This is a genomic window from Streptomyces sp. NPDC002790, assembly GCF_040295505.1.
In the GTDB taxonomy this organism is placed as follows: Bacteria; Actinomycetota; Actinomycetes; order Streptomycetales; family Streptomycetaceae; genus Streptomyces.
In genome coordinates, this window is the sequence record NZ_JBEOVM010000021.1 from 52,342 (window position 1) to 76,215 (window position 23,874).

Annotated in this window: 24 protein-coding genes; 10 read left to right on the forward strand and 14 right to left on the reverse strand. The window is 71.0% G+C overall.

Going from position 1 to position 23,874, the window contains the following annotated elements:
• Positions 1-111 precede the first annotated feature (111 nt).
• Genes hisF through hisD form a run of 7 tightly spaced genes read right to left on the reverse strand, consistent with a single transcriptional unit; the run spans position 112 to position 5,469 of the window.
• Complete coding sequence (hisF, locus tag ABT004_RS13280) at positions 112-867, reverse strand: imidazole glycerol phosphate synthase subunit HisF (protein ID WP_351335202.1); 756 nt, start codon at positions 865-867, stop codon at positions 112-114.
• A complete protein-coding gene (gene priA / locus ABT004_RS13285; RefSeq protein WP_351335204.1) occupies positions 864-1,616 on the reverse strand; it encodes a bifunctional 1-(5-phosphoribosyl)-5-((5-phosphoribosylamino)methylideneamino)imidazole-4-carboxamide isomerase/phosphoribosylanthranilate isomerase PriA in 753 nt (250 codons plus the stop codon). The genes hisF and priA overlap by 4 nt, the downstream gene beginning before the upstream one ends.
• Positions 1,613-2,260, reverse strand: a complete 648-nt coding sequence (hisH, locus tag ABT004_RS13290) for an imidazole glycerol phosphate synthase subunit HisH (RefSeq protein WP_351335207.1) — start codon at positions 2,258-2,260, stop codon at positions 1,613-1,615. Before hisH ends, priA begins: the two co-directional genes overlap by 4 nt.
• Positions 2,260-2,424, reverse strand: coding sequence for a CG2302 family histidine operon protein (locus ABT004_RS13295; RefSeq protein ID WP_351335210.1), 165 nt, complete (start codon positions 2,422-2,424; stop codon positions 2,260-2,262). The genes hisH and ABT004_RS13295 overlap by 1 nt, the downstream gene beginning before the upstream one ends.
• Positions 2,421-3,020: an imidazoleglycerol-phosphate dehydratase HisB gene (gene hisB, locus ABT004_RS13300; RefSeq protein WP_351335212.1), complete on the reverse strand. Its 600-nt coding sequence runs from the start codon at positions 3,018-3,020 to the stop codon at positions 2,421-2,423. Before hisB ends, ABT004_RS13295 begins: the two co-directional genes overlap by 4 nt.
• Positions 3,017-4,135 carry a histidinol-phosphate transaminase gene (locus tag ABT004_RS13305; protein WP_451189614.1) on the reverse strand — a complete coding sequence of 373 codons (1,119 nt, stop codon included), beginning with the start codon at positions 4,133-4,135 and terminating at the stop codon, positions 3,017-3,019. The genes hisB and ABT004_RS13305 overlap by 4 nt, the downstream gene beginning before the upstream one ends.
• A gap of 8 nt (positions 4,136-4,143) precedes the next feature.
• Positions 4,144-5,469, reverse strand: coding sequence for a histidinol dehydrogenase (hisD, locus tag ABT004_RS13310; RefSeq protein ID WP_351335216.1), 1,326 nt, complete (start codon positions 5,467-5,469; stop codon positions 4,144-4,146).
• Between the two features lie 153 nt (positions 5,470-5,622).
• Between hisD and ABT004_RS13315 the strand changes: the two genes are divergently transcribed.
• From ABT004_RS13315 to ABT004_RS36385, 5 genes are all read left to right on the forward strand, one after another.
• Positions 5,623-7,206 (forward strand): oxidoreductase, encoded by a 1,584-nt coding sequence (locus tag ABT004_RS13315; RefSeq protein ID WP_351335218.1) that lies wholly within the window; start codon positions 5,623-5,625, stop codon positions 7,204-7,206.
• Between the two features lie 312 nt (positions 7,207-7,518).
• A complete protein-coding gene (locus ABT004_RS13320; protein WP_451189617.1) occupies positions 7,519-8,496 on the forward strand; it encodes a hypothetical protein in 978 nt (325 codons plus the stop codon).
• A 5-nt stretch (positions 8,497-8,501) separates the two neighbouring features.
• Positions 8,502-9,287, forward strand: coding sequence for an LON peptidase substrate-binding domain-containing protein (locus ABT004_RS13325; protein WP_351335222.1), 786 nt, complete (start codon positions 8,502-8,504; stop codon positions 9,285-9,287).
• Between the two features lie 32 nt (positions 9,288-9,319).
• Positions 9,320-9,823 carry a Cys-tRNA(Pro) deacylase gene (gene ybaK / locus ABT004_RS13330; RefSeq protein ID WP_351335225.1) on the forward strand — a complete coding sequence of 168 codons (504 nt, stop codon included), beginning with the start codon at positions 9,320-9,322 and terminating at the stop codon, positions 9,821-9,823.
• Between the two features lie 40 nt (positions 9,824-9,863).
• Positions 9,864-9,938, forward strand: a complete 75-nt coding sequence (locus ABT004_RS36385) for a hypothetical protein (protein WP_465270599.1) — start codon at positions 9,864-9,866, stop codon at positions 9,936-9,938.
• A gap of 25 nt (positions 9,939-9,963) precedes the next feature.
• Here the strand turns inward: ABT004_RS36385 and ABT004_RS13335 are convergent, their stop codons facing one another.
• The 4 genes from ABT004_RS13335 to ABT004_RS13350 all read right to left on the reverse strand — a co-directional run bounded on the left by ABT004_RS13335 (position 9,964) and on the right by ABT004_RS13350 (position 14,043).
• Positions 9,964-10,653, reverse strand: a complete 690-nt coding sequence (locus tag ABT004_RS13335; protein ID WP_351335227.1) for a DUF2567 domain-containing protein — start codon at positions 10,651-10,653, stop codon at positions 9,964-9,966.
• 77 nt (positions 10,654-10,730) lie between these two features.
• Positions 10,731-11,567: an ABC transporter permease gene (locus tag ABT004_RS13340; protein WP_351335229.1), complete on the reverse strand. Its 837-nt coding sequence runs from the start codon at positions 11,565-11,567 to the stop codon at positions 10,731-10,733.
• A complete protein-coding gene (locus ABT004_RS13345) occupies positions 11,564-12,544 on the reverse strand; it encodes an ABC transporter ATP-binding protein (RefSeq protein WP_351335279.1) in 981 nt (326 codons plus the stop codon). The genes ABT004_RS13340 and ABT004_RS13345 overlap by 4 nt, the downstream gene beginning before the upstream one ends.
• 242 nt (positions 12,545-12,786) lie before the next feature.
• Positions 12,787-14,043, reverse strand: a complete 1,257-nt coding sequence (locus tag ABT004_RS13350) for an NYN domain-containing protein (protein WP_351335232.1) — start codon at positions 14,041-14,043, stop codon at positions 12,787-12,789.
• Positions 14,044-14,322: 279 nt separating this feature from the next.
• Between ABT004_RS13350 and ABT004_RS13355 the strand changes: the two genes are divergently transcribed.
• Positions 14,323-14,499, forward strand: coding sequence for a hypothetical protein (locus tag ABT004_RS13355; RefSeq protein ID WP_351335234.1), 177 nt, complete (start codon positions 14,323-14,325; stop codon positions 14,497-14,499).
• Between the two features lie 81 nt (positions 14,500-14,580).
• On the opposite strand, the gene dnaE is transcribed toward ABT004_RS13355, so the two are convergent.
• Positions 14,581-18,120, reverse strand: a complete 3,540-nt coding sequence (dnaE, locus tag ABT004_RS13360) for a DNA polymerase III subunit alpha (protein WP_351335237.1) — start codon at positions 18,118-18,120, stop codon at positions 14,581-14,583.
• A gap of 238 nt (positions 18,121-18,358) precedes the next feature.
• Between dnaE and ABT004_RS13365 the strand changes: the two genes are divergently transcribed.
• The 3 genes from ABT004_RS13365 to ABT004_RS13375 all read left to right on the forward strand — a co-directional run bounded on the left by ABT004_RS13365 (position 18,359) and on the right by ABT004_RS13375 (position 21,341).
• Positions 18,359-19,684, forward strand: coding sequence for a DUF2252 domain-containing protein (locus ABT004_RS13365; RefSeq protein ID WP_351335240.1), 1,326 nt, complete (start codon positions 18,359-18,361; stop codon positions 19,682-19,684).
• Positions 19,685-19,739: 55 nt separating this feature from the next.
• Positions 19,740-20,420 carry a hypothetical protein gene (locus tag ABT004_RS13370; protein WP_351335243.1) on the forward strand — a complete coding sequence of 227 codons (681 nt, stop codon included), beginning with the start codon at positions 19,740-19,742 and terminating at the stop codon, positions 20,418-20,420.
• A 69-nt stretch (positions 20,421-20,489) separates the two neighbouring features.
• Positions 20,490-21,341: a thioredoxin domain-containing protein gene (locus ABT004_RS13375; RefSeq protein ID WP_351335245.1), complete on the forward strand. Its 852-nt coding sequence runs from the start codon at positions 20,490-20,492 to the stop codon at positions 21,339-21,341.
• Positions 21,342-21,344: 3 nt separating this feature from the next.
• Here the strand turns inward: ABT004_RS13375 and ABT004_RS13380 are convergent, their stop codons facing one another.
• Positions 21,345-21,914, reverse strand: coding sequence for a dienelactone hydrolase family protein (locus ABT004_RS13380; protein WP_351335248.1), 570 nt, complete (start codon positions 21,912-21,914; stop codon positions 21,345-21,347).
• Between the two features lie 62 nt (positions 21,915-21,976).
• Between ABT004_RS13380 and ABT004_RS13385 the strand changes: the two genes are divergently transcribed.
• Positions 21,977-23,083 carry a mechanosensitive ion channel family protein gene (locus ABT004_RS13385; RefSeq protein ID WP_351335251.1) on the forward strand — a complete coding sequence of 369 codons (1,107 nt, stop codon included), beginning with the start codon at positions 21,977-21,979 and terminating at the stop codon, positions 23,081-23,083.
• Between the two features lie 11 nt (positions 23,084-23,094).
• Here ABT004_RS13385 and ABT004_RS13390 read toward each other — a convergent pair whose 3' ends face one another.
• Positions 23,095-23,841: an SDR family NAD(P)-dependent oxidoreductase gene (locus ABT004_RS13390; RefSeq protein ID WP_351335254.1), complete on the reverse strand. Its 747-nt coding sequence runs from the start codon at positions 23,839-23,841 to the stop codon at positions 23,095-23,097.
• Positions 23,842-23,874 lie beyond the last annotated feature (33 nt).

Genomic DNA, 23,874 nt, shown 5'->3' on the forward strand with positions numbered 1-23,874 from the left:
CCCGTCCCGAGGGCGCCGCCGTGGTCACTGACAGCGACCACGGTGGCGCCGGTACCGCCGCGTCCGCATCGGCGAAATCACCGGTCTCGTAAGGCAGTTGAGCACTCCGCCTCAGCGGACGGGGTGCCCCGCCGCGCGCAGCGTGTCCTTGACCTCGCCGATGCGCAGATCGCCGAAGTGGAAGACGGAGGCGGCGAGCACCGCGTCCGCGCCCGCGGCGACGGCCGGCGGGAAGTGGTCGAGGCGGCCCGCGCCGCCCGACGCGATCACCGGCACCGACACGTGCTTGCGGACGGCCTCGATCATCTCGATGTCGTAGCCGTCCTTGGTGCCGTCGGCGTCCATCGAGTTGAGCAGGATCTCGCCCGCGCCCAACTCGGCGGCCTGGTGCGCCCATTCGACGGCGTCTATGCCCGCGGACTTGCGCCCGCCGTGCGTCGTGACCTCGAAGGAGCCGGACTGGGTGCGGCGCGCGTCCACGGACAGGACGAGCACCTGGCGGCCGAAGCGCTCGGCGATCTCGCGGATCAGGTCCGGGCGGGCGATCGCGGCGGTGTTGACCCCCACCTTGTCCGCACCGGCGCGCAGCAGCTTGTCCACGTCCTCGGCGGTGCGCACGCCGCCGCCGACCGTGAGCGGGATGAAGACCTGCTCGGCGGTGCGGCGCACCACGTCGTACGTGGTCTCGCGGTTGCCGGAGGACGCGGTGATGTCCAGGAAGGTCAACTCGTCGGCGCCCTCGGCGTCGTAGACCTTCGCCATCTCGACGGGGTCGCCCGCGTCGCGCAGGTTCTGGAAGTTGACGCCCTTGACGACGCGGCCGTTGTCCACGTCGAGGCAGGGGATGACGCGTACCGCGAGGCTCATGTCGCGGACACCGCCTCCAGCGCCTCTTCCAGCGTGAACGCCTTGGCGTACAGCGCCTTGCCGACGATGGAGCCCTCAACGCCGAGCGGGACGAGCGCCGCGATCTCGCGCAGATCGTCGAGGGACGAGACGCCGCCGGAGGCCACGACGGGGCGGTCCGTCGCCGAGCAGACGTTGCGCAGCAGCTCCAGGTTCGGGCCCTGGAGCGTGCCGTCCTTGGCGATGTCCGTGACGACGTACCGGGAGCAGCCCTCGGAGTTGAGGCGCTCCAGGGTCTCGTACAGGTCGCCGCCGTCGCGGGTCCAGCCGCGGCCGCGCAGCGTCGTGCCGCGGACGTCGAGGCCGACCGCGATCTTGTCGCCGTGCTCGGCGATGATCTTGGCGACCCACTCGGGGTCCTCCAGGGCGGCGGTGCCGATGTTGACGCGGGTGGCGCCGGTGGCGAGGGCGGCGGCGAGCGAGTCGTCGTCGCGGATGCCGCCGGACAGCTCCACCTTGATGTCCATGGCCCTCGCGACCTCGGAGATCAGGTCGCGGTTGTCGCCGGTGCCGAACGCGGCGTCGAGGTCGACCAGGTGCAGCCACTCGGCGCCGGAGCGCTGCCAGGCGAGGGCAGCCTCCAGCGGGGAGCCGTAGGAGGTCTCGCTGCCGGACTCGCCGTGCACGAGACGGACGGCCTGGCCGTCGCGGACGTCGACGGCGGGGAGGAGTTCGAGCTTGTTGCTCTGGGCACTCGGGGAAACGGTCACAGTACGGAGATCCAGTTCTTCAGCAGCTGCGCTCCGGCGTCGCCGGACTTCTCGGGGTGGAACTGCGTCGCCCACAGCGCGCCGTTCTCGACGGCGGCGACGAACGGGCCGCCGTGCGTGGACCAGGTGACCTTGGGCGCACGCATGGAAGGGTTGTGGACTTCGAGCTCCCAGTTCTGCACGGCGTACGAGTGCACGAAGTAGTACCGCTCGTCGGTGTCGACGCCCGCGAACAGCTGGGAGCCCTGCGGGGCGTCCACGGTGTTCCAGCCCATGTGCGGGACGACATCGGCCTTGAGCGGCTCGACGACGCCGGGCCACTCGTCGAGGCCCTCGGCCTCCACACCGTGCTCGATGCCGCGCGCGAACAGGATCTGCATGCCGACGCAGATGCCCATCACGGGACGGCCCCCGGCGAGACGGCGGCCGACGATCCAGTCGCCGCGCGCGTCCTTGAGGCCCTGCATGCAGGAGGCGAACGCGCCGACGCCGGGCACGAGCAGCCCGTCCGCGTTCATGGCCCTGTCGAAGTCGCGGGTGATCTCGACGTCGGCGCCCGCGCGGGCGAGGGCGCGCTCGGCGGAGCGCACGTTGCCGAAGCCGTAGTCGAAGACGACGACACTCTTGCTCTTGTCGGCCGACATCAGTAGAGCCACTCCAACCGCAGGACTCCGGCGACGAGGCACATCGCGGCACCGATCCCCATCAGCACCACGAGCCCCTTGGGCAGCTTCTGCTTCCAGAAGGACCAGGCACCGCCGGCGAGGAAGAGGCCGACGAAGATCAGTACTGCCGACAGGCCGCTCACAGCGCGCCCTTCGTGGACGGGAGGATGCCGGCGGCGGCCGCGCGCGGGTCGATCTCGCTCGCGTAGCGCAGGGCGCGCGCGAGGGCCTTGAACTGGCACTCCACGATGTGGTGCGCGTTGCGCCCGTACGGGACGTGGACGTGCAGCGCGATCTGGGCCTGCGCGACGAAGGACTCCAGGATGTGCCGGGTCATCGTCGTGTCGTACTCGCCGATCATCGGCGCCATCTTCTCGGGCTCGGTGTGCACGAGGTACGGGCGGCCCGACAGGTCGACGGTCACCTGTGCAAGGGACTCGTCCAGCGGGACCGTGCAGTTGCCGAACCGGTAGATGCCGATCTTGTCGCCGAGCGCCTGCTTGAAGGCGGCGCCGAGCGCGAGGGCGGAGTCCTCGATGGTGTGGTGCGAGTCGATGTGCAGATCGCCCTCGGTCTTCACCGTGAGGTCGAAAAGGCCGTGCTTGCCGAGCTGGTCGAGCATGTGGTCGTAGAAGCCGACCCCGGTCGCCACATCGACCTTTCCGGTGCCGTCGAGGTCGATCTCGACGAGGACCGAGGTCTCCTTGGTCGTGCGCTCTACGCGTCCTACGCGGCTCATGCGCCCCGCTCCTGACTGTTCATTCGGTCCTTTTTCACTTCGCGTGCCGCGTCCAGGAACGCGTCGTTCTCTTCGGGGGTGCCGACGGTCACCCGCAGGCGCCCCGGGACTCCGTTGTCACGGATGAGGACGCCGCGGTCGAGGATGAACTGCCACACGGCGTGCGGGTCCGCGAAGACGCCGAACTGGATGAAGTTGGCGTCGGCGACGGTGACATCGAAGCCGAGCCCCTCCAACTCGCCGACGACACGGTCGCGTTCGGCCTTCAGCTGCTCCACATACTGGAGCAGTGTGTCGGTGTACTCCAGGGCGGCGAGCGCCGTCGCCTGGTTCACGGCCGACAAGTGGTAGGGCAGCCGCACCAGTTGGACGGCGTCGACCACGGCCGGGTCGGCGGCGAGGTAGCCGAGCCGCAGCCCGGCCGCGCCGAAGGCCTTGGACATCGTCCGCGAGACGACGAGGTTCGGGCGGCCCTCGATGAGCGACAGCAGCGAGGTGCCGTGGCTGAACTCGGTGTACGCCTCGTCGACGATCACCATCGCGTCCCGCCCGGCGGCCTCGTACAGCGCGAGGACGTCCTCGGCCGCGACCGCGTTGCCGGTGGGGTTGTTGGGGCTGGTGATGAAAACGACGTGCGGCTTGTGCGTCCGGATCGCCTCGACGGCGGCCGGTACATCGAGGGAGTAGTCCTCGCACCGCGGGGCGCTCACCCAGCCGGTGTTGGTGCCGCGGGCGAGCAGCGGGTGCATCGAGTACGAGGGCTCGAAGCCGAGCGCGAGCCGGCCGGGGCCGCCGAAGGCCTGGAGGAGCTGCTGGAGCACCTCGTTCGACCCGTTGGCCGCCCACACCTGCTCGTACGTGACCTCGTGGCCGGTCGTACGGGTCAGGTACGCGGCGAGCTCCGTGCGCAACTCGACCGCGTCCCGGTCCGGGTAGCGGTTGAGGTGCCGGGCCTCGTCGGCGACGCGCTCGGCGATCCGCCGCACGAGGGGCTCGGGCAGCGGGTACGGGTTCTCGTTCGTGTTGAGGCGTACGGCGACGTCCAACTGGGGCGCCCCGTAAGGGGACTTGCCGCGCAGTTCCTCGCGTACGGGAAGGTCGTCGATCCTGGTCACTCGCTCGCTCACTTGCTCTGCGGCACCTTCCACCCGAAACGGGCCTTGATCGCTGCGCCGTGCGCCGGCAGGTCCTCTGCGTCGGCGAGCGTCACCACGGTGGACGCGACCTCGGCGAGGGCGTCCTTCGTGTAGTCGACGATGTGGATGCCGCGCAGGAACGACTGGACGGACAGGCCGGACGAGTGGCAGGCACAGCCGCCCGTCGGCAGCACGTGGTTGGACCCGGCCGCGTAGTCACCGAGGGAGACGGGCGCCCACGGGCCGACGAAGATCGCGCCCGCGTTCTTGACGCGCTGGGCCACGGCGGAGGCGTCTGCGGTCTGGATCTCCAGGTGCTCGGCCCCGTACGCGTCGACGACCTTGAGGCCGTCGTCCAGCGAGTCGACGAGGACGATCGCGGACTGCTGCCCCTTGAGGGCGGGCACGATCCGGTCCTCGACGTGCTTGGAGGCGGCGACCTGCGGCTCCAGCTCCCGCTCGACGGCGGCGGCCAGCTCCTCGGAGTCGGTGACGAGCACAGCCGCGGCCAGCGGGTCGTGCTCGGCCTGGCTGATCAGGTCGGAGGCGACGTGCACCGGGTCGGCCGTCGCGTCGGCCAGGACCGCGATCTCGGTGGGGCCCGCCTCGGCGTCGATGCCGATGCGGCCCGTGAAGTAGCGCTTGGCGGCGGCCACCCAGACGTTGCCGGGTCCGGTCACCATGTTCGCCGCGGCGCAGGACTCGGTGCCGTACGCGTACATGGCGACGGCCTGGGCGCCGCCGACCGCGTACACCTCGTCGACGCCGAGCAGCGCGCACGCGGCGAGGATCGTGGGGTGCGGCAGGCCGCCGAAGTCCTTCTGCGGAGGCGAGGCCAGCGCGACGGACTCGACGCCCGCCTCCTGCGCCGGCACCGCGTTCATGATCACGGACGAGGGGTAGACGGACCGGCCCCCCGGCGCGTACAGGCCGACGCGCTCGACCGGCACCCACTTCTCGGTGACGGAACCGCCCGGCGCGACCTGCGTCGTGTGGCTGCTCCGGCGCTGCTCGCGGTGGACGGTGCGGGCCCGGCGGATGGACTCCTCCAGGGCGGCGCGCACGGCAGGGTCGAGATCGGCGAGCGCCTTGTCGATGGCCTCGGCAGGAACCCGTACGGCTTCCAGCTTCACTCCGTCGAATTTCTCCCCGTACTCGATCAGCGCCGCGTCGCCACGATGATGCACGTCCTCGCAGATCGGACGCACCTTCTCCAGGGCGGCCGAAACGTCGAAGTCGGCTCGGGGCAGCAGCGAGCGCAGGGCCTGGCCCTCGGGGAGGGCGGCGCCGCGCAGATCGATTCGAGAGATCACAGAACAATTCTCTCAGATGCGGGTTTACGCTCGGCGCCCCGTATCAGTGGCTGATATCGCGGCAGGCGACCTGACCACCGGCGTTCAGACGGTCACACAGCGGGCATGACCGGTTGTACGAACCAGCGGTCGCACGGGGGAGGCAGAGCAGGCGTGGTCGAGGGTACGACCGGCAACGGCAACGGGGACGTGCCGGACGAGCTGACCGCCACTGAGGTCGGGATGTGGCAGGCGTTCCGCAACGGAAGCGTCTACGACCTGCGCTCAGGGGACGGCGCGCGGGACGATCCGCACGGCGGCCACCCCTGGGGGCCGGAGCGCAGCGTGCGGGCGCGCATCGTGGCGTGGCTGCTGCTGGCGGGCCCGCCGGCCCTCGACGGCCGGGTCTCCTCGCTCAAGCTCCAGGGCGTACAGATCACGGATGTGTTCGATCTCGCGGGCGGCAACGTCGTCCCGTACGTGGAGATGAAGGGCTGCCGCTTCGAGAAGGAGGTGCTCCTCCCGGAGGCGCACTTCACGACGGTGCGGCTCATCGACTGCTCGGTGCCCCGCCTGGAGGGCGCGCGCATCCACACGGAGGGCGATCTGCACCTCGCCCGCTGCCGCTTCCACAACGGGGTCCGGCTCACGGACGCGCACATCGGCACGGACCTGCTGCTCAACCAGGCCGTCGTGTTCAGCGACCGGCGCGGAAAGTCGATCATGGCGGACGGGCTCACGGTCGGCCAGGACCTCCAGGCCGAACTGCTGGAGACGCACGGCGAGCTGAGCCTGCGCGGCGCGACGGTGGGCGTCTCGCTGTCGCTGCGGGGCGCCCGGCTGAGCCATACGCAGGGCCGCCGCGCCCTGAACGCTCCGCAGATGTCGGTCGAGCGGACGCTGTACCTCGGCCCGGCCGCGCTCGGCGGCCCGCTCCAGAACGGCGGCGGGACGCCCGCCCGCGGCACCCGCGTGCAGCGCTTCGAATGCGTGGGCGGGGTGCGGCTCGACGACGGCCGGTTCGGCGACGCGGTCGACCTGGACTCGGCGCACTTCACGATGGAGAACGAGCAGGAGGTCTCGATGCGCCGCATCCAGACCCCGGAGCTGCGCTTCCTCTGCGACAAGCCGGAGCGCGGGCGGATCGTGCTGTCGGGCGCGCGGACGACGAACCTGGTCGACAGGTCGACCAGCTGGCCGGGTCCCGGCCAGCTCCGCCTCGGCGGTTTCCAGTACGAGAACCTCATCCCGTCCGGCTCCTTCCCCCTCGCCCGCCGCCTCGACTGGCTCGCCGCCGCGACACCCGAGTACAGCCCGGAGCCGTACGAGTGTCTGGCGACGGTGCTGCGGGGCAGCGGCGAGGACTCCGACGCGCGCGAGGTGCTGCTCGCCAAGCAGCGCAGGCGGCGCGAGACGCTGCCGATCGCGGCGAAGGTGTGGGGCTACGTCCAGGACTGGACGGTGGCGTACGGGTACCGGCCGGGGCGGGCCGCGCTGTGGATGGCGGTCCTCTGGGCGCTCAGCGCGGTCGTCTTCTCCCAGGCCCCGCACCCGCGCATCAAGCCCGGCGAGGGCCCGGTCTGGGACCCGGCCCTCTTCACCCTGGACCTGCTCCTCCCCGTCATCGACCTCGGCCAGGCCGCGAGCTGGCAACTCAGCGGAACCTGGCAGTGGGCCTCCGCGATCCTGGTCCTCCTGGGCTGGACCCTGGCCACGACGGTGGCGGCGGGCGCAACACGCCTGCTCCGCAGGAACTAACGGTCGACCGTCCCCCGGCCACGGGGCTCCGCCCCGGACCCCGCTGCTCAAACGCCGCAGGGGCTTGAAAGATCGCCTCAATCGCCGGCGAGGCTTGATAGATCAAGCCCCACCGGCGATTGGTATTTCCAGCCCCGCCGGCGTTTGAGGCGCGGGGTCCGGGGCAGAGCCCCGAAGCCCCGGTGCCGCGCACCGATCACGGCGGCTCAGGCCACGACACGGCAAAGAGCGGCGCAGCCCGTGCAACCTTCCGGCCGCCCCGACCGTCATCCCACCGTGCCATTCCTGCGCGCTCTGATCCGCACCACCCGCATGCTCCGCCACACCTCCGCCCTGGGCCTCGGCCTCCCCCCGGACGAGGAGCTGCTGCTCGACGCCCCGGACGACCGCCTCGCCCCCGCCCTCGTGGCCGCGGGCCGCGGCGACCACGGCCCCGCCGCGAAGGCCCTCGCCCTGACCCGCGACGCCGCCGAGTGGGAGAACCGGGACCGCGCAGTGCAACGCCTCGCCGCGTTCGCCGCCGCCCGCCCGGAGTGGTTCGAGGCCTGGCAGGAGGCCTCGCCGCACGACCCCGACCTGCTCCTGGTCAAGGCCGAACTCGCCGTCACCCGCGCCCTCGCCGCGCCCGCCCACGCCGAGCTGCTGCGCGAGGTCACCCCGCTGATCCTCGCCGCGGCCGAGTCCGACCCCCGCGACCCGGTCCCCTGGCGCATCGCCCTCGACCACGCCCGCGGCACCAACGCCCCGCACACCGAGTTCGAGCAGCTGTGGGCGCGGGCGGTGCGCCGCTCCCCGCACCACTACGGCTGCCACGTCGCGGCCCTGCGCTATCTGTCGGCCGCCTGGTACGGCTCGCACAAGGAGTGCTTCGACTTCGCGGAGCGCGCCGCGCAGGACGCCCTGCCGGGCTCGCTCCTCCAGGCGCTCCCGGCCCGCGCGGCCCTCGCCTATCTGACCTCCGGCGCCCCGCACACCGGCATCCCCCACGCCCGCCTCGACGCCGCCGCCGACCTCGCCGCGAAGCTCTCCCGCTCGTACGAGCCCGCGGATCCCTGGCCCGCCGAGGTGCGCAACCTGCTGACCTGCGTACTGGTCGAACTCGGACGCTGGGAGGACGCTCTCGACCAGCTGCGGCTCATCGGCCCGTACGCGACATCGTTCCCCTGGGACCGGCTCACGGACGACCCGCTGGGCCATTTCATGGAGCTGCGCGGACAGGTCCGCCTTGAAGTCGCGGCGGCGATGCCGCTGCGCGGCGGACCGGTCCGCTCCGACGACCATTACGCTTGACCGACGTGACCACCGTCCGACTTCCGCTGTTCCCGCTCAACTCGGTGCTGTTCCCGGGACTCGTGCTCCCGCTGAACGTATTCGAGGAGCGCTATCGCGCCATGATGCGCGATCTGTTGAAGGCGTCGCCCGACGATCCGTCGGAGCCCGACACCGAACCGTCCACCTCGGAGGAGCCCCGCCAGTTCGTGGTCGTCGCGATCCGCGACGGCCACGAGGTGGCGCCCACCTCGTCCGGCATGCCGAACGAGGTGACCACGAAGGAGGCGGGCGCGGGCCCGGCCGCGGGCTTCGGCGACGACCCGATCGCGTCCTTCCACGCCGTCGGCTGCATCGCGGACGCCGCGACGATCAGGGAGCGCGCGGACGGCAGCTTCGAGGTGCTCGCCACCGGCACGCGCCGGGTGAAGCTGCACTCGGTCGACGCCTCGGGCCCGTATCTGACGGCCGAGGTGGAGGAGCTGCCCGAGGAGGACGGCGAGGAGGCGGGCGCCCTCGCGGAGGGCGTGCTGCGCGCGTTCCGCTCGTACCAGAAGCGTCTCGCGGGCGCCCGTGAGCGCTCGCTGACGACGGGCGCGGAGCTGCCGGACGAGCCGTCGGTGGTGTCGTACCTGGTCGCGGCGGCCGCGGTCCTCGACGTACCGACGAAGCAGCGGCTGCTGGAGGCCGGCGACGTGGCGTCCCGGCTGCGCGAGGAGCTGACGCTGCTGCGCGCGGAGACGGCGATCATCCGCCATCTGCCCTCGCTGCCGGCGACGGAGCTCACCCGGAATTCCACCAGCCTCAACTGACGTCCACTCAATTCACGTAGGGAAACGGCACGTTGGCGAAGAAGGCCAAGAAGCAGAGCCAGTCCGGAGGTACGCCCGCGACCGTCGCGCTCACCGCCGCCGGCACCGATTTCACGGTCCACTCCTACGAGCACGACCCCGCGCGCGCCAGTTACGGCGAGGAGGCCGCGGAGGCGATGGGTGTCTCCCCGGACCGGGTGTTCAAGACGCTCGTCGCGGACGTGGACGGCGCGCTCGTCGTCGGCGTCGTGCCGGTGGCGGGGCAGCTCGACCTGAAGGCGCTCGCGGCGGCGGTCGGCGGCAAGCGCGCCACCATGGCCGATCCGGCGCTCGCGGAGCGCACGACCGGGTACGTACGCGGTGGCATCTCGCCGCTCGGGCAGCGCAAGAAGCTGCGTACGGTCATCGACTCCTCCGCCGGCGAGCACGCCACGATCTGCGTCTCGGCGGGGCGCCGCGGCCTTGAGGTCGAGCTGGCGCCGGGGGACCTCGCGGCGCTCACGGACGCGGTCCTCGCACCCGTCGGTCGTGCGTGACCCCTCGACGCACCCCGCTTCTTCGACTAAGCACCTGAACATGTCGAAGAAGACGCGCAAGCGGAAGTGGCGGATCAAAAAGGGCAAGGCCAACCACGGGCGCCGGCCCGCCTGACAGTCGGCGCGCGCTCAACCGGCCGCTATGCCGTGGGCGTGGGTCCGCCGTCGTGCTGCGTCCCGTACGGCGTCGCGAAATACGGGTCAGGGTCGCGCGGCCCGAAGAGTCCGGTGAGGCCCAGGTGCACCACCAACGCGGCGAGCGGCCACGCGAGCAGCGCCCCCTTGGCGTTCAGCTCCAGGGGGGCGTCGAACACCACGCCCTTGCCGACCGCCTTGGCGTGCGCGGCGACGTTCTGCGCGGGCCCGAGCCAGACGCCGAACCGCCAGGCGAGCACCCCGCCGAGCAGACTGCCCAGCGCCAACCCGACAACCAGTGGAACGCCCCCGCGCCTGCGCCACAGGAACACGGCGGCGCCGGTGACGGCGCCGAACACGAGCCCGAGCAGGGCAAACGTTCCGTCGATGCCGATCGCCTGCTCGCCCTCGGTGTCCTTGAGGTAGACCGCCGACGCGTCCGAGACCAGCGGCACCCGGGGCGCGAGCCACAACCACAGCGCGCCGAGCGCGAGCCCCACCACGGCGACGGCGACCGTCACGGCCACGGCCTCTTTGAGCTCGGCGCGCAGCCCGGGGCCGTCCTCCTCGTGCTCCTGCGGGGCGGCGGGCGCGGGGGGCAGATGTCCGGTCATGGGGTCGGGGGCCTGCCAAGGGTTGCTGTGCCCGTTGTTGTGCGGGGGCTGATGGGGTGGCGGTGTCAGCGGTGCGGTCACCCTGCCATCGTGCCAGGCGTCGCTGTGCGGCGCGTCAGGGCCTGTCTGGTTCCCCGCGGGGGAACTCCGGACAGGCCCTAGCGGACGGCGGCCCGCCGGTAGGCCCACGTCGCCACGGCCAGGGAGGCGACGCCGACGGCCGCGCAGACGCCCAGGTCGAGCAGGACCACACCCCAGTCGGGGTGCTCAGCGAAGGTACGCGCGAACGCCTCGACCCCGTACGTGGACGGGAGCAGGTCCCTCGCCCACTGCACGAACCCCGGCATCCGGTCGGCCGGCAGCACACCGAGCAGCAGCGCCGCGGACATGCCCAACTGGCCGAGCAGCGTGGCCAGTTCGGGCCGGGGCGCGAGCAGCCCGAGCGCGGCGCCGAGGCCGGCGAGGGCGGCCCCCGCCAGCGGGATCACCGCGGCGAGCACCCACAGGTGGGCGAGCGGCAGCTGGAACATCGCGCAGCCGACGACCGCGGTGACGACGGTCCCCGGCACGGTGAACGAGGCGTACGCGCCCGCGGCGCCGAGCACCACGGAGGCGGGTGGCACCGGCAGCGTCGCGTAGTGGTCGAGGCCGCCGGCCGCCCGCAGCTGCCCGAAGTACTGGGCGAGCAGGTTCAGCGCGACGAAGGCGACGACGAGCACCGCGGACCCCGCCACGACTGCCTGCGCCTCACGGCCGCCCTGTTCGACGACGCCGCGCATGAGGATCATGATGCCGATGCTCTGGAACGTCGCGACGAACAGCAGCGGGATCCGGGCCACGCGGGCCCGGCTGAGCTGCGCCCGGTAGACGGCGGCGAGCGAGGGCAGGAAGCGGGCGCGGGGCGCGAGCGTCTCCTCGACGGGGCCCGGCGCGGGCGCCGGGCGCGCGGACGCGCGCTCGGAGGCGACCGCGGGAGCGGTGGGGACGACACTCATGCCTTCACCAGGCCCTTCACACCGCTGCGACTTCCGCCGAGCGCCAAGTACACGTCCTCCAGGCTCGGCGTCGCGAGCGTGAAGTCGTCCAGGAAGTCGAAGGCCGGGCCGCCGGTGACGGCGGCGACGGCGGAGCGGGCCGCCTCCGGTTCGAGCCGCAGCGACCAGCGCCGCCCTGATTCCACGGCGTGCGGGCGCAGCCGCGCCACCTCGTCGAGCTCCACCGGAGCCTCCTGGCGCCACACGAGTTCCACGCGCACCTCGCCGGCGACGCGTTCCTTGAGGCCCGTCGGGGTGTCGCAGGCGATGACGCGTCCCTGGTCGAGCACGGCGACCCGGTCGAGCACGGTCTCGGCCTCGATCACGTTGTGGGTGACGAGCAGTACGGTCGTGCCGCGCTCGGCCCGCCGGCGGTCGACCGCGGCCCAGACGGCGCGGCGCGCGACGGGGTCCATCCCGGTGGTCGGCTCGTCGAGCACGAGCAGCGGCCGCTCCCCGACGAGTGCGGCGGCGAAGCAGGCGAGCCGCCGCTGGCCGCCGGACAGCTTCTTGATCGGCCGGGAGGCGAGCGGGGTGAGCCCCAGCTCCTCCAGCACGTCGTCGCGGGCGGCCCGCGCGTCCTTGAGGGAGAGCCCGCGCAGCCGGCCCGTGGTCTCGGCGGCCAGCGCGACGGTCAGCTCGTCGAGTGCGGTCGACTCCTGACCGAGGTAGGCGAGGATCCGGGAGGCGCGCTCGGGGTGCCGCACGATGTCGTGCCCATGGATCTCGACGCTTCCCGCGTCGGGGCGCATCAGCCCGGTCAGTTGCCGTACGAGGGTGGACTTGCCCGCGCCGTTCGGCCCGAGGAGCCCGAAGATCTCGCCGCGCCTGATGTCGAGCCATACGTCGTCGGTGGCCCGCAGTTCCGGCGCGCCGGGGGCGCCGCGGCGTCCGCGTGAGGCCGGGTAGGTCTTGCGGAGCCCCCGCACCGCGCACACGACAGCGCCCGCGTTACGCTTCGGGGCGACGTCATCGGTGCGCATACTCACGAGGAACGAGACTACGGGGTCCGGCGTTCACGATTGCACGCGGGGCGGGACATTTACCACGCCTGCCGTACACCCTGCTCACCCGCGCCTACGTCACGGGGCTCCGCCCCGGACCCCGCTGCCCAATCGCCGCAGGGGCTTAAATGCGCGGCCCCGGCGCAACGAGGACGACGGCCCCACCCACGCCCCGCCTACTCGGCCGCCGCCGCGTGTTCCGCCGTGCGGATGTCGATGTCGCGCCAGAAACCCGCCCGGATCGCATACCGGTCGTGTTCGTCGATCTGGTCGTCCTTGTGGGCGAGCAGCCCGAACCTCGCCGCGTACCGCAGCAGCTCCCCGTCGATCCGGTGCGGTACCCGCGGATACATGGTCGCCAGCTTCTGCAACTGCGTCTGGTCCCCGAGACGCTCCCGCCACCGCCGCGCGAACACCTGCCCGACCTCGTACGGATCCCCGCCGATCGCGGTGATGTCCTCCTCGCGGTCGGCCCACCGCTGCTCCGCCGTGGTGAGCTGCGCCAGCGTCGGCAAGGACGCCACGTCGGCGGGCTCCCCGCCACCCCCGGGCCGCTCGACCCAGCCCTTGTCGGACGACCACCGCAACGTCGCGTTCGCCGGATGCTGCGCGGCCTGCGCCCCCGGCCCGCGCAGCGCGGCGAGGTCCTTGGGCGTGGGCACACCCTTGCCGCCGCCGGCCCGGTCCTCGTCCGGCGCCGGCGCGTCCGCCGTCCCGTTCTCGCCGTGCGCGGCCGGCTCGTGCTGCACGGGCGCCGCACCCCCGGCCTCCGCCACGGGACGCCCCGCAGGGGAGTGCGCCGACTCGGGCAGCGGCGCGGACAGGATCGCGGCGATCTCGGGGCGCGGCACGGGCGGCGGGGCACAGATCCCGTTCCCGCCGAGCTCCTTGGCGCGTACGGCCTTGGTGATCCACGTCCGGTCGAGCACCCGCCGCTCGTCGGCCTCCGCGACCAGGTCCTCGGACTGGTTGTAGTCCCCGTCGGCGGCCTGCACCGCCCACAGGTGGACGGCGACGCCGTGCTCCTTGGCGGCCATCATGCCGGGCAGCAGGTCCCCGTCCCCGGTCACGAGCACGATGTCCGAGCAGGCACGGTTGCGGGCCAGCTCGGTCAGCTCGGCGTGCATCGCCGCGTCGACGCCCTTCTGCGCCCACCGCCCGTCGGAGCGCGTCAGCGCGCCGAGGCGCACCGTGACCCGCGGCATCACCCGCAACCGACGGTGCTCGGGCTGCGGCACGCGGTCGGGCGCCCCGTCGAACCAGTAGATGCGCAGCAGCTCCCGCCCGGTCTCGGCCTCGGCGCGCTCGCGCAGGCCCTGGATGAGGGCGGCGTGGTCGACATGAATCCGGGAGCGTGAGGGCTCGCCCGCGAGCAAACTCGCCGCGGCCCCCAGCAGATACCCGGCGTCCACCAGAACGATGCAACGGTCCACGCGATCCACCCTCTTTCCGCCGACTTGCCAGCAGTCCGGACACGCTCCACGAGGCGGCTCCCGCGGCTTCGCTTCGGGTTCCCTTCGAGTCTGCCCGACGGCACGGGGGTTAACGGCCCGAACTCGATCTTCGGCGTGGCGGAAGCCGTGAACGCGGGTTGGGCGCCCCGCAACCGAAGACCGTTACGAACGGTAATACGCCGAAATGCGTTCTTCGTCCGACTGTGTGAATCTGAAGCCGGCCCTGGCCCCTAGATCCCCCGCAGGAGGCAGATCACCATGGCCAAGAACCGTAAGCAGAATCGCCATCAGCAGAAGGCGGCGGCCCAGGAGGCCGCCGAGCCTCAGGAGCAGGCCCGCTCCTCGGCCATGGAGGCCCAGGCCAAGTCGGCTGTGGAAGCCACGCCGAGTGACGTGGCCCGCAAGCACCGCGAGCGTCGCTTCGGTCACAACTGAGGCGCCGCGCAGGGCAGTTGGCACACAGCGAGGGGCGTACCCGGATTTCCGGGTACGCCCCTCGCGCGCGTCTCGGTGCGGTCAGCCCGCCAGGCAGGCCGGCCCGAGCAGCACCTTCAGGTCTCCGTACAGCGCCGGGTCGGGCTTCACTCGGTGCCGGTCGAGCCGCAGCACCGTGGTCTTGCGCGGCCCCTGGAGCTTGATCCGCACCTCGCTGTCGCCCCGGTGGTTGGTGAGGATCTCGCCGAGCCGGCTGATCATCGGCGGGGTCACCCGCAGGGCCGGGATCGTGAGGATCACGGGCGCGTTGGTCCCCGCGTTCGACAGGTCGGGGACCTGCATCTCCATGGCGACCAGACGCGGCACGTCCTCCCGCTTGTCGAGGCGGCCCTTCACGAACACCACGGCGTCCTCGACGAGCTGCGTGGACACCAGCTGGTACGTCGCCGGGAAGAACATGCACTCGATGGAACCGGCGAGGTCCTCGACGGTCGCGATCGCCCAGGCGTTGCCCTGCTTGGTCATCTTGCGCTGGAGGCCCGAGATGATGCCGCCGACCGTGACGACCGCGCCGTCCCCGAAGTCGCCGCCCGTCAGCTGCCCGATGCCCGCGTCCGCCTTGTCGGAGAGCACGTGCTCCAGGCCGAAGAGCGGGTGGTCGGAGACGTACAGGCCGAGCATCTCGCGCTCCTGGGCGAGCAGATACGTCTTGTCCCACTCGTCGGTGGAGAACTCGACGTCGAGGCCGAAGCCCGGCTCGTCGCTCTCCCCCTCGCCCATGCCGCCGAAGAGGTCGAACTGTCCCTCGGCCTCCTTGCGCTTCACCGCCACGACGTTGTCGATCATCGGCTCGTACTGGGCGGTGAGGCCCTTGCGGGTGTGCTTCATCTGATCGAAGGCGCCCGCCTTGATCAGCGATTCCGTCGTCCGCTTGTTGCAGGCGGCGGCCTCGATCTTGTCCAGGTAGTCGGGGAACGAGGTGAACTTCCCCTTCGCCTTGCGGGCCCGGACGATCGACTCCACCACGTTCGACCCGACGTTGCGGACCGCCTCCAGGCCGAAGAGGATCACGTCGTCGCCCTGGGCGGCGAAGTTGTGCACCGACTCGTTCACGTCCGGCGGGAGGACCTTGATCTTCATCCGCCGGCACTCGTTGAGGTAGACGGCCGACTTGTCCTTGTCGTCCTTGACCGAGGTGAGCAGCGCGGCCATGTACTCGGCCGGATAGTTCGCCTTCAGATACGCGGTCCAGTAGGTGACCAGGCCGTACGCGGAGGAGTGCGCCTTGTTGAACGCGTAGCCGGCGAACGGGACCAGCACGTCCCACAGGGCCTGGATCGCCGCGTCGGAGAAGCCCTTCTTCTTCGCGCCCTCCTGGAAGAGGACGAAGTTCTTCGCCAGCTCCTCGGGCTTCTTCTTGCCCATCACGCGGCGCAGCACGTCGGCCTCGCCGAGCGAGTAGCCCGCGATGATCTGCGCGGCCTTCTGCACCTGCTCCTGGTACACGATGAGGCCGTGGGTCAGGCCGAGCGTCTCCTTCAGGGGCTCTTCGAGCTCCGGGTGGATCGGCGTGATCTCCTGGCGGCCGTTCTTGCGCTCCGCGTAGTTGATGTGCGAGTTCATGCCCATCGGGCCCGGCCGGTACAGGGCCGAGACGGCGGAAATGTCCTCGAAGTTGTCGGGCTGCATCTGGCGGAGCAGCGAGCGCATCGGCCCGCCGTCGAACTGGAACACACCCAGCGTGTCGCCGCGGCAGAGCAGTTCGTACGTCTTCGGGTCGTCGAGCGGGAGCTCGAGCATCTCCAGGTCGATGCCCTTGTTGGACCGCACCATCTTGACGGCGTCGTCCATGATGGTCAGGTTCCTGAGGCCCAGGAAGTCCATCTTCAGGAGGCCGAGCGACTCGCACTGCGGGTAGTCCCACTGCGTGATCGTCACGCCGTCGGTGTGCCGGGTCCACAGCGGGGCGTGGTCGACGATCGGCTCGCTGGACATGATGACGCCGGCCGCGTGCACACCCATCTGCCGGACCAGGCCCTCGACGCCCTTGGCGGTGTCGATGACCTTCTTGACGTCCGGCTCGTTCTCGTACATCCCCCGGATCTCGCCGGCCTCGCTGTAGCGCGGGTGCGCGGAGTCGGTGATGCCGGAGAGGTCGATGCCCTTGCCGAGGACGTCGGCGGGCATCGCCTTGGTGAGGCGGTCGCCCATCGCGTACGGGTAACCGAGCACGCGCGCGGAGTCCTTGATCGCGTTCTTGGCCTTGATCTTGCCGTAGGTGCCGATCATGGCGACCTTGTCGGCGCCGTACTTCTCCGTCACGTACCTGATCACTTCGACGCGCCTGCGCTCGTCGAAGTCGATGTCGACGTCGGGCATGGAGACGCGCTCGGGGTTGAGGAACCGCTCGAAGATCAGGCCGTGCGTGATCGGGTCGAGGTCGGTGATGCCCATGGCGTACGCGACGATCGAACCGGCCGCGGAACCACGGCCGGGGCCCACCGCGATGCCGTTGTTCTTGGCCCACATGATGAAGTCGGCGACGACCAGGAAGTACCCCGGGAACCCCATCTGGATGATGATGTCCATCTCGTACTCGACCTGCTTCTGGCGGTCATCGGGGACGCCGCCCGGGTAGCGGCGGTTCATGCCGACCCGGACCTCCTCCTGGAACCAGGTGATCTCCGTGAAGCCCTCGGGGATGTCGAACTTCGGCATGAGGTCGCGCTTCTCGAACATACCGGTCGTGTCGATCTGCTCGGCCACCAGCAGCGTGTTGCGGCAGCCCTCCTGCCAGGCGTCCGAGGAGTCGATGGCGTACATCTCGTCCGTCGACTTCAGGTAGTAGCCCGTGCCGTTGAACCGGAAGCGGTCCGGGTCGGAGAGGTTCTTGCCGGTCTGGATGCACAGCAGCGCGTCGTGCGCGGTCGCCTCGTTCGCGTACGTGTAGTGCGAGTCGTTCGTCACCAGAGGCGGGATGCCGACCTTCTTGCCGACCCGCAGGAGGTCCTCGCGGACCCGGTGCTCGATGTCGATGCCGTGGTCCATCAGCTCCAGGAAGTACCGGTCCTTGCCGAAGATGTCCTGGTACTCGGCGGCCGCCTTGACCGCCTCGTCGAACTGGCCGAGGCGCAGGCGGGTCTGCAGCTCACCGGAGGGGCAGCCGGTGGACGCGATGATGCCCTCGCTCCACTGGGAGAGCGTCTCCTTGTCCATGCGCGGCCACTTCGTCAGCCAGCCCTCCGCGTACGCGTCCGAGGACAGCTTGAACAGGTTGTGCAGCCCCGTGCTGTTCGCCGCCCACATCGTCTTGTGGGTGTAGCCACCGGAACCGGAGACGTCGTCGCGCTTCTGGTGCGGCTGGCCCCACTGGACCTTCCGCTTGTTGCGCCGGGACTCCGGGGCGACGTACGCCTCGATGCCGATGATCGGCGTGATGCCCGCCTTCTCCGCGGTGTGGAAGAAGTCGTACGCCCCGTGCAGGTTGCCGTGGTCGGACATCGCGATGTGCGTCATGCCCATGTCGCCGGCGGCCTTGAACATGTCGTTGAGCCGCGCCGCACCGTCCAGCAGCGAGTACTGGGTGTGCACATGCAGGTGCGTGAAGGGCGGCTTGGTCACGGTGGGGGCCTCCAATGGAAAACACCGGCGGACGTCTGGGGGACAGCTTGGAAGTCTACGACCGGTCACTGACATCGAAGATGGATACAGCGACGCGAAGCGTCTCGATGAGGGGCGGTGGTCGGGTGACGGGCGGGCGGGCACTCGGGAGTACGGTCGTGCGTTGGACAGATCAGAACATCTGTCCCACGCGTCAGTACGGCGCACCGGACCATCCCGCACCAGGAGGCACCCAGCGATGTCGGAACCGCAGCCCACCGCTGAGCAGCGCGGCGAGCAGATCCTCTCCGTCTTCGACACCGCGTTCGGCGAGCTCCTCGCCGCCGACCCCGCGGCCTTCCGGGTCAAGTTCCGCAAGATGGCGGCCTCGGCCTTCGCGTTCTACCGGGGCACGGCCTGCCTGTTCTACGGGGACGTGGAGCGCGAGCAGCACGGCGGGCCCTACCTGGACGAGCGCACCAGCCGGGTGTGGATCCACGGCGACCTGCACGCGGAGAACTTCGGCACGTACATGGACTCCACGGGCCGCCTGATCTTCAACGTGAACGACTTCGACGAGGCGTACGTGGGCCCCTTCACCTGGGACCTCAAGCGCTTCGCCGCCTCCGTGGCACTGGTCGGCTACTCCAAGGCGCTGAGCGACGAGCAGATCACGGACCTCGTACGCACGTACGCGGCGGCGTACCGCGAGCGCATCCACGCGCTGGCGACGGGCGCCAAGAGCGACGAGGTGCCGCCCTTCACGCTGGACACGGCCGAAGGACCGCTCCTGGAGGCGCTGCGCGACGCCCGCTCGCTGACCCGTTTCTCCCTGCTCGATTCCATGACGGAGATCCGCGACTTCGAGCGCCGCTTCGCGGAGGGCGGCGGCTCCATCGAGCTGGACGCGGCGACGCGCTACAAGGTGCTCGCGGCGTTCGACGGGTACCTGGAGACGCTGCCGGAGGCCTCCCTGTCCCGCCCCGACTCGTACCGGGTGAAGGACGTGGTCGGGCGCCGCGGCATCGGTATCGGCTCCGCGGGCCTCCCCTCGTACAACATCCTGCTGGAGGGCAACAGCGACGCCCTCGAGAACGATGTCGTGATCTACATGAAGCAGGCCCAGACCCCGGCCGTCTCGCGGCACATCACCGACCCGGCGGTCCGCGGGTACTTCCAGCACGAGGGCCACCGCACGGTCATCTCGCAGCGTGCCCTGCAGGCGCACGCCGACCCGTGGCTGGGCTGGACGGAGCTCGACGGCGCCGGGCAACTGGTCGCCGAGATCTCGCCGTACGCGGTGGACCTGGACTGGGGCGACATCGACGACCCGGAGGAGATCGCGGCGGTCGTCGCCGACCTCGGCCGGGCCACGGCGACGATGCACGCGGCGGCGGACGACCAGTCCGGCGAGTCGCTGGTGCCGTTCTCCACGGAGCGCGCCATCGACGCGGCGATCGCGGCCGACGAGGAGGGCTTCGCGCCGCTACTGGTCGACTTCGCGCACTCCTACGGGGCACGCGCGCGTGCGGACCACCAGATCTTCGTGGACCTGTTCCGCAACGGCCGGATCCCGGGCCTCTGACTCACAGGAACCTTTTAGGCATCGCTTACCGGAAGGCATGGCACACTCCTCCGCGATGGACGACATATCCGGGACCCAGCTACGAGTGACGCGCGCGGCGCTGTTCACGGCATGCGCCGTGACGCTGTCCGCCGCGTCGCACGTGCTGCTGTCCAGGGCTCCGCTGCCGCTCACGACGGTCGCCGCGATCGCGGCGGCCGTCTTCGTGATCGCGTACGCGCTGGCGGGACGGGAGCGCGGCTTCGGCCGGATCGCGGCCCTGCTCGTCCCGCTGGAACTGGCCGCCGACACGGTCTTCACGACCGGCCAGCACGTCTGTTACGGCCAGGCCGGCGGCCCCGTCGCGGGCCCGCTGCGCCAGTTCGGCTTCGACGTGCTGTGCGCGGGGAACGTGGGCACGCCGCTGGCCCGGATGACGGGCGGCAGCACGGAGCGGGCGGCCGCGCTCTTCGCACACACCGACCCGGCGGCCTCCTGGCTGCTCCTCGGCGCGCACGTCGCCGTCGGCCTGCTCGCGGCCGCCTGGCTGCGCCGCGGTGAGCAGGCCCTGGCCCAACTGCTGCGCGCGGTGGCCGCCTTCACGTTCCGGCCGCTGCTCATCGCGTTCGCCGCGGTCACCGTCCGGCGCGAGCCGGCCGTGCGCCTCGCGCGCACCGCCACGCGCGTACCGGCCTCCCGCACCCGGCTCTGGGTGCACTCCGTAGGACGGCGCGGACCGCCGTGCCTCGCCGCCTGAGCCACCTTCCGGCTCGGGCTCCGGCACGGCAGTCCCCATCCGCATGTCACTCAGCTACGGAGCACGACCATGAGCAAGCGCAACACCCAGCAGGCGAAGAACGCGGCCCGTGAGCGGCTGCGCGCCGAACGCGAGCGCCAGGCCAAGCGGGACAAGACGAAGCGGCAGGCGATCGTAGGCGTCTCCATCGTCGCGGTCCTCGCGATCGCCGGCGGTGTCGGTTACGCGGTGATGCAGGCCAACAAGCCCTCCGAGTGGGAGACGGCGATGGACGCCAAGTCCTCCGCCGTGAAGGCGCCCAAGAACACCTCGGGCAAGGACGGCACGACCGTCGTCATCGGCAAGGCCGACGCGAAGAAGACCCTGAAGGTCTACGAGGACTCGCGCTGCCCGGTCTGCGCCACGTTCGAGCAGACGGTCGGCGAGACGCTCCACAAGGACGTCGAGGCCGGCAAGTTCAAGATCCAGTACATCGGCGGCACGTTCCTCGACGGCGACAGCGCGGCCAAGGGCGACGTCGGCACCAACGGCGAGGGCTCGAAGAACGCGCTGAGCGCGCTCGGCGCGGCCCTCAACGTGAGCCAGGACGCCTTCCTCGACTACAAGACGGCGCTCTACTCGGCGAAGTTCCACCCCGAGGAGAACGACGACAAGTTCAAGGACGACGACTACCTGATCAAGGTCGCCGACACCGTGGACTCCCTCAAGGGCAACAAGGCGTTCCAGAAGGCCGTCCAGGACGGTACGTACGACAACTGGGCCATGAAGATGTCCAAGTCGTTCGACGCGAACAAGGACGAGGTCACCGGCACCCCGAGCCTGGTCATGGACGGCAAGAAGCTGACCGGTTCGGACGGCCAGAACGCCCCCATGACCGTGGCCGAGTACAAGACCGCGACGGAGAAGGCCCTCAAGGGCTGACGACTAGAGCGTTTCGAGGAAGCCGAGCGCCACCCGCCAGGTGGCCTCGGCGGCCTCCTCGTCGTAGTCCGGCAGCTCGGGGTCGGTGTAGAGGTGGCCGGCCCCGGCGTACCGGTAGACCTCCACGTCGGCTCCCGCGCGCCCCATCTGCAGGTACCAGGCGGTCAGCCAGTCGTCCGTCTCGAAGGGGTCGGGCTCCGCGACGTGCAGCTGGACCGGGAGCTCGTCCACGGTGACGCCCTCCGCGATGTCGGACGTGCCGTGCAGGAGCAGCAGCCCCTTCGCCTTGTCGTCGCCGAGGGCGAGGGTCTGCGCGGTCGCGGCGCCGAACGAGAACCCGGCGTAGACGAGACCGCGGTCGGAGTACGGCGCGGCCGCCAGCACAGCGCGCTTGAGCAGCTCGTCCTTGCCGATCTCTGCCATGAAGGCCATGCCCTCCTCGACGGTGTCGAAGGTGCGGCCCTCGAACAGATCAGGGGTCCACACCTCGTGCCCGGCGGCCCGCAGCCGCTCGGCCGCGGCCTCGACGGCGGGACGCAGACCGAACGCCGAATGGAAAAGCATGATGTTCATGCGCTCCATGGTGCCAGGGCCTCCACAGGTGTGGCGCGCCCGATCCCGGTTACCGTCGTGGCATGGAGAACGTACTGCGCCCACTGATCGTCATTGGTGGCTCGGTCGTGCTCACGCTGTTGGTGGGGTGGGCCGTCGACCGGCTGCTGCTCCGCACCGACCAGCGCCACCACGAGACGCCGTTGTGGGGTCTGCTGCGCCGCTGCCGGCTGCCGCTCCAGCTCGTGCTCTGCGCGGCGCTGCTGAGGGGCTCGTACGACAGGGCGGGCCTCACGGCGGAGCACGACGGCACCATTGGGGAAACGCTCAACCTGGTCCTGATCGGCGCCACCGCCTGGCTCGCCGTCCGGATCTCCTCGGCCATAGTCGAGTCGTCCTACGCCCGGTACGCCACCGCCCAGCGCGATCCGGCCCGGGTCCGCCGCGTGCGCACCCAGGTCACCCTGATCCAGCGCGTCGTCATCGCGGTCGTCGGCGTGGTCGCGGTGTCCGCGATGCTCCTGACGTTCCCCTCCTTCAGGGCGGCCGGGGCCTCGCTGCTGGCCTCGGCGGGCGTCCTCGGCATCGTCGCCGGTGTCGCCGCACAGTCCACGCTCGGCAACCTCTTCGCGGGCCTGCAGATCGCGTTCGGCGACATGGTGCGGATCGGGGACACCGTGGTCGTGGACGGCGAGTGGGGCACGGTCGAGGAGATCACCCTCACCTTCCTCGCCGTGCGCACCTGGGACGAGCGCCGCATCACCATGCCGGTCTCGTACTTCACGTCGAAGCCGTTCGAGAACTGGTCGCGCGGCGGCGTCCAGATGACCGGCACCGTCTTCCTCCACCTCGACCACAGCGCGCCCGTGCCCGAGATGCGCGAGAAGTTGCACGACATCCTGCGCGAGTGCGCCGCCTGGGACGGCCGCGACTGGGGCCTCGCCGTCACCGACACGACGCCCAGCACGCTGCAGGTCCGCGCCCTGGTCACCGCCAAGGACGCGGACGACATCTGGACGGTGCGGGTCACGGTCCGCGAGCAGCTCGTGCGCTGGCTGACCGACCAGCACCCGTACGCGCTCCCGCGGATCAACACGGCGACGGCCCTGGTCGCCCCGGACGAGATGGACTCGCTCCCGGAACACGTACTCAGCCGCAACGGCCGCGCTCCCCGCACAGGGCGGGGCTAGGGCCTGTCGGGCTAACGCCCAAGGAACTCCCCGCCGTTGACCTGGACGATCTGTCCGCTGACATGGCCGCCGCCCGGCGACGCCAGCCACAGCACGGTGGCCGCGATGTCCTCGGGCGTCCCGGCGCGGCCGGTCGGGATGGCGTCGACCCGGCGCCGGTAATCCGCCTCGGGCATCGACGGCCCGAAGAACTCGGTGTCCTCGATGTAGCCGGGCGCGACGGTGTTCACGGTGATGCCGCGCGGACCGAGGGCCTTGGCGAGGTCGTACGTGTACGGGTGCAGGGCCGCCTTGGCGCCGCCGTACGCGCCGGAGCCCGAGCCGCGCAGGGCGGCGATGGAGGACAGGAACACGATGCGCCCGCCCGGTGAGGTCAGGTGCTCGCGCAGCGCCTCGGTGAGCAGGACCGACGTGAGCGTATTGATACGGAAGTTGGCGTTCCAGTCGTGGGCGACGGCGTCGAGCGGATCGGAGCCCTCCGGCGCCGGGAGCGACCGGCCGCCGATCCCGCCGGCGCTGTGCACGATGACGTCGACGCTCCCGCCGAAGGCCTCGAGCGCGAAGTCGGCGGCGCCGCGCGCCCCTTCGACCGTACTCAGGTCGGCCGGGTACCTCAGGGCGCCGGATACCCCGGCCTTCTCCAGGACCTCGATCCGCCGCCCGACCAGCAGCACCCGGTCCCCCTCCGCGGCGAAGGCCTTCGCCGCCGCGAGTCCGATTCCCGTACCGCCTCCGGTGATCATCACATTGCGTGCCATGCACACGAGCCTAGAACGCCAGCCGGTCCCCGG

Coding starts and splice junctions, on each gene's coding strand:
- hisF (WP_351335202.1), bottom strand. CDS start 867: ATGAGCCTCGCGGTACGCGTCATCCCCTGCCTCGACGTGGACAACGGC.
- hisH (WP_351335207.1), bottom strand. CDS start 2,260: ATGTCGGCCGACAAGAGCAAGAGTGTCGTCGTCTTCGACTACGGCTTC.
- hisB (WP_351335212.1), bottom strand. CDS start 3,020: ATGAGCCGCGTAGGACGCGTAGAGCGCACGACCAAGGAGACCTCGGTC.
- ABT004_RS13320 (WP_451189617.1), top strand. CDS start 7,519: ATGCTCCGCCACACCTCCGCCCTGGGCCTCGGCCTCCCCCCGGACGAG.
- ABT004_RS13340 (WP_351335229.1), bottom strand. CDS start 11,567: ATGAGTGTCGTCCCCACCGCTCCCGCGGTCGCCTCCGAGCGCGCGTCC.
- ABT004_RS13355 (WP_351335234.1), top strand. CDS start 14,323: ATGGCCAAGAACCGTAAGCAGAATCGCCATCAGCAGAAGGCGGCGGCC.
- ABT004_RS13365 (WP_351335240.1), top strand. CDS start 18,359: ATGTCGGAACCGCAGCCCACCGCTGAGCAGCGCGGCGAGCAGATCCTC.
- ABT004_RS13370 (WP_351335243.1), top strand. CDS start 19,740: ATGGACGACATATCCGGGACCCAGCTACGAGTGACGCGCGCGGCGCTG.
- ABT004_RS13375 (WP_351335245.1), top strand. CDS start 20,490: ATGAGCAAGCGCAACACCCAGCAGGCGAAGAACGCGGCCCGTGAGCGG.
- ABT004_RS13380 (WP_351335248.1), bottom strand. CDS start 21,914: ATGAACATCATGCTTTTCCATTCGGCGTTCGGTCTGCGTCCCGCCGTC.
- ABT004_RS13385 (WP_351335251.1), top strand. CDS start 21,977: ATGGAGAACGTACTGCGCCCACTGATCGTCATTGGTGGCTCGGTCGTG.
- ABT004_RS13390 (WP_351335254.1), bottom strand. CDS start 23,841: ATGGCACGCAATGTGATGATCACCGGAGGCGGTACGGGAATCGGACTC.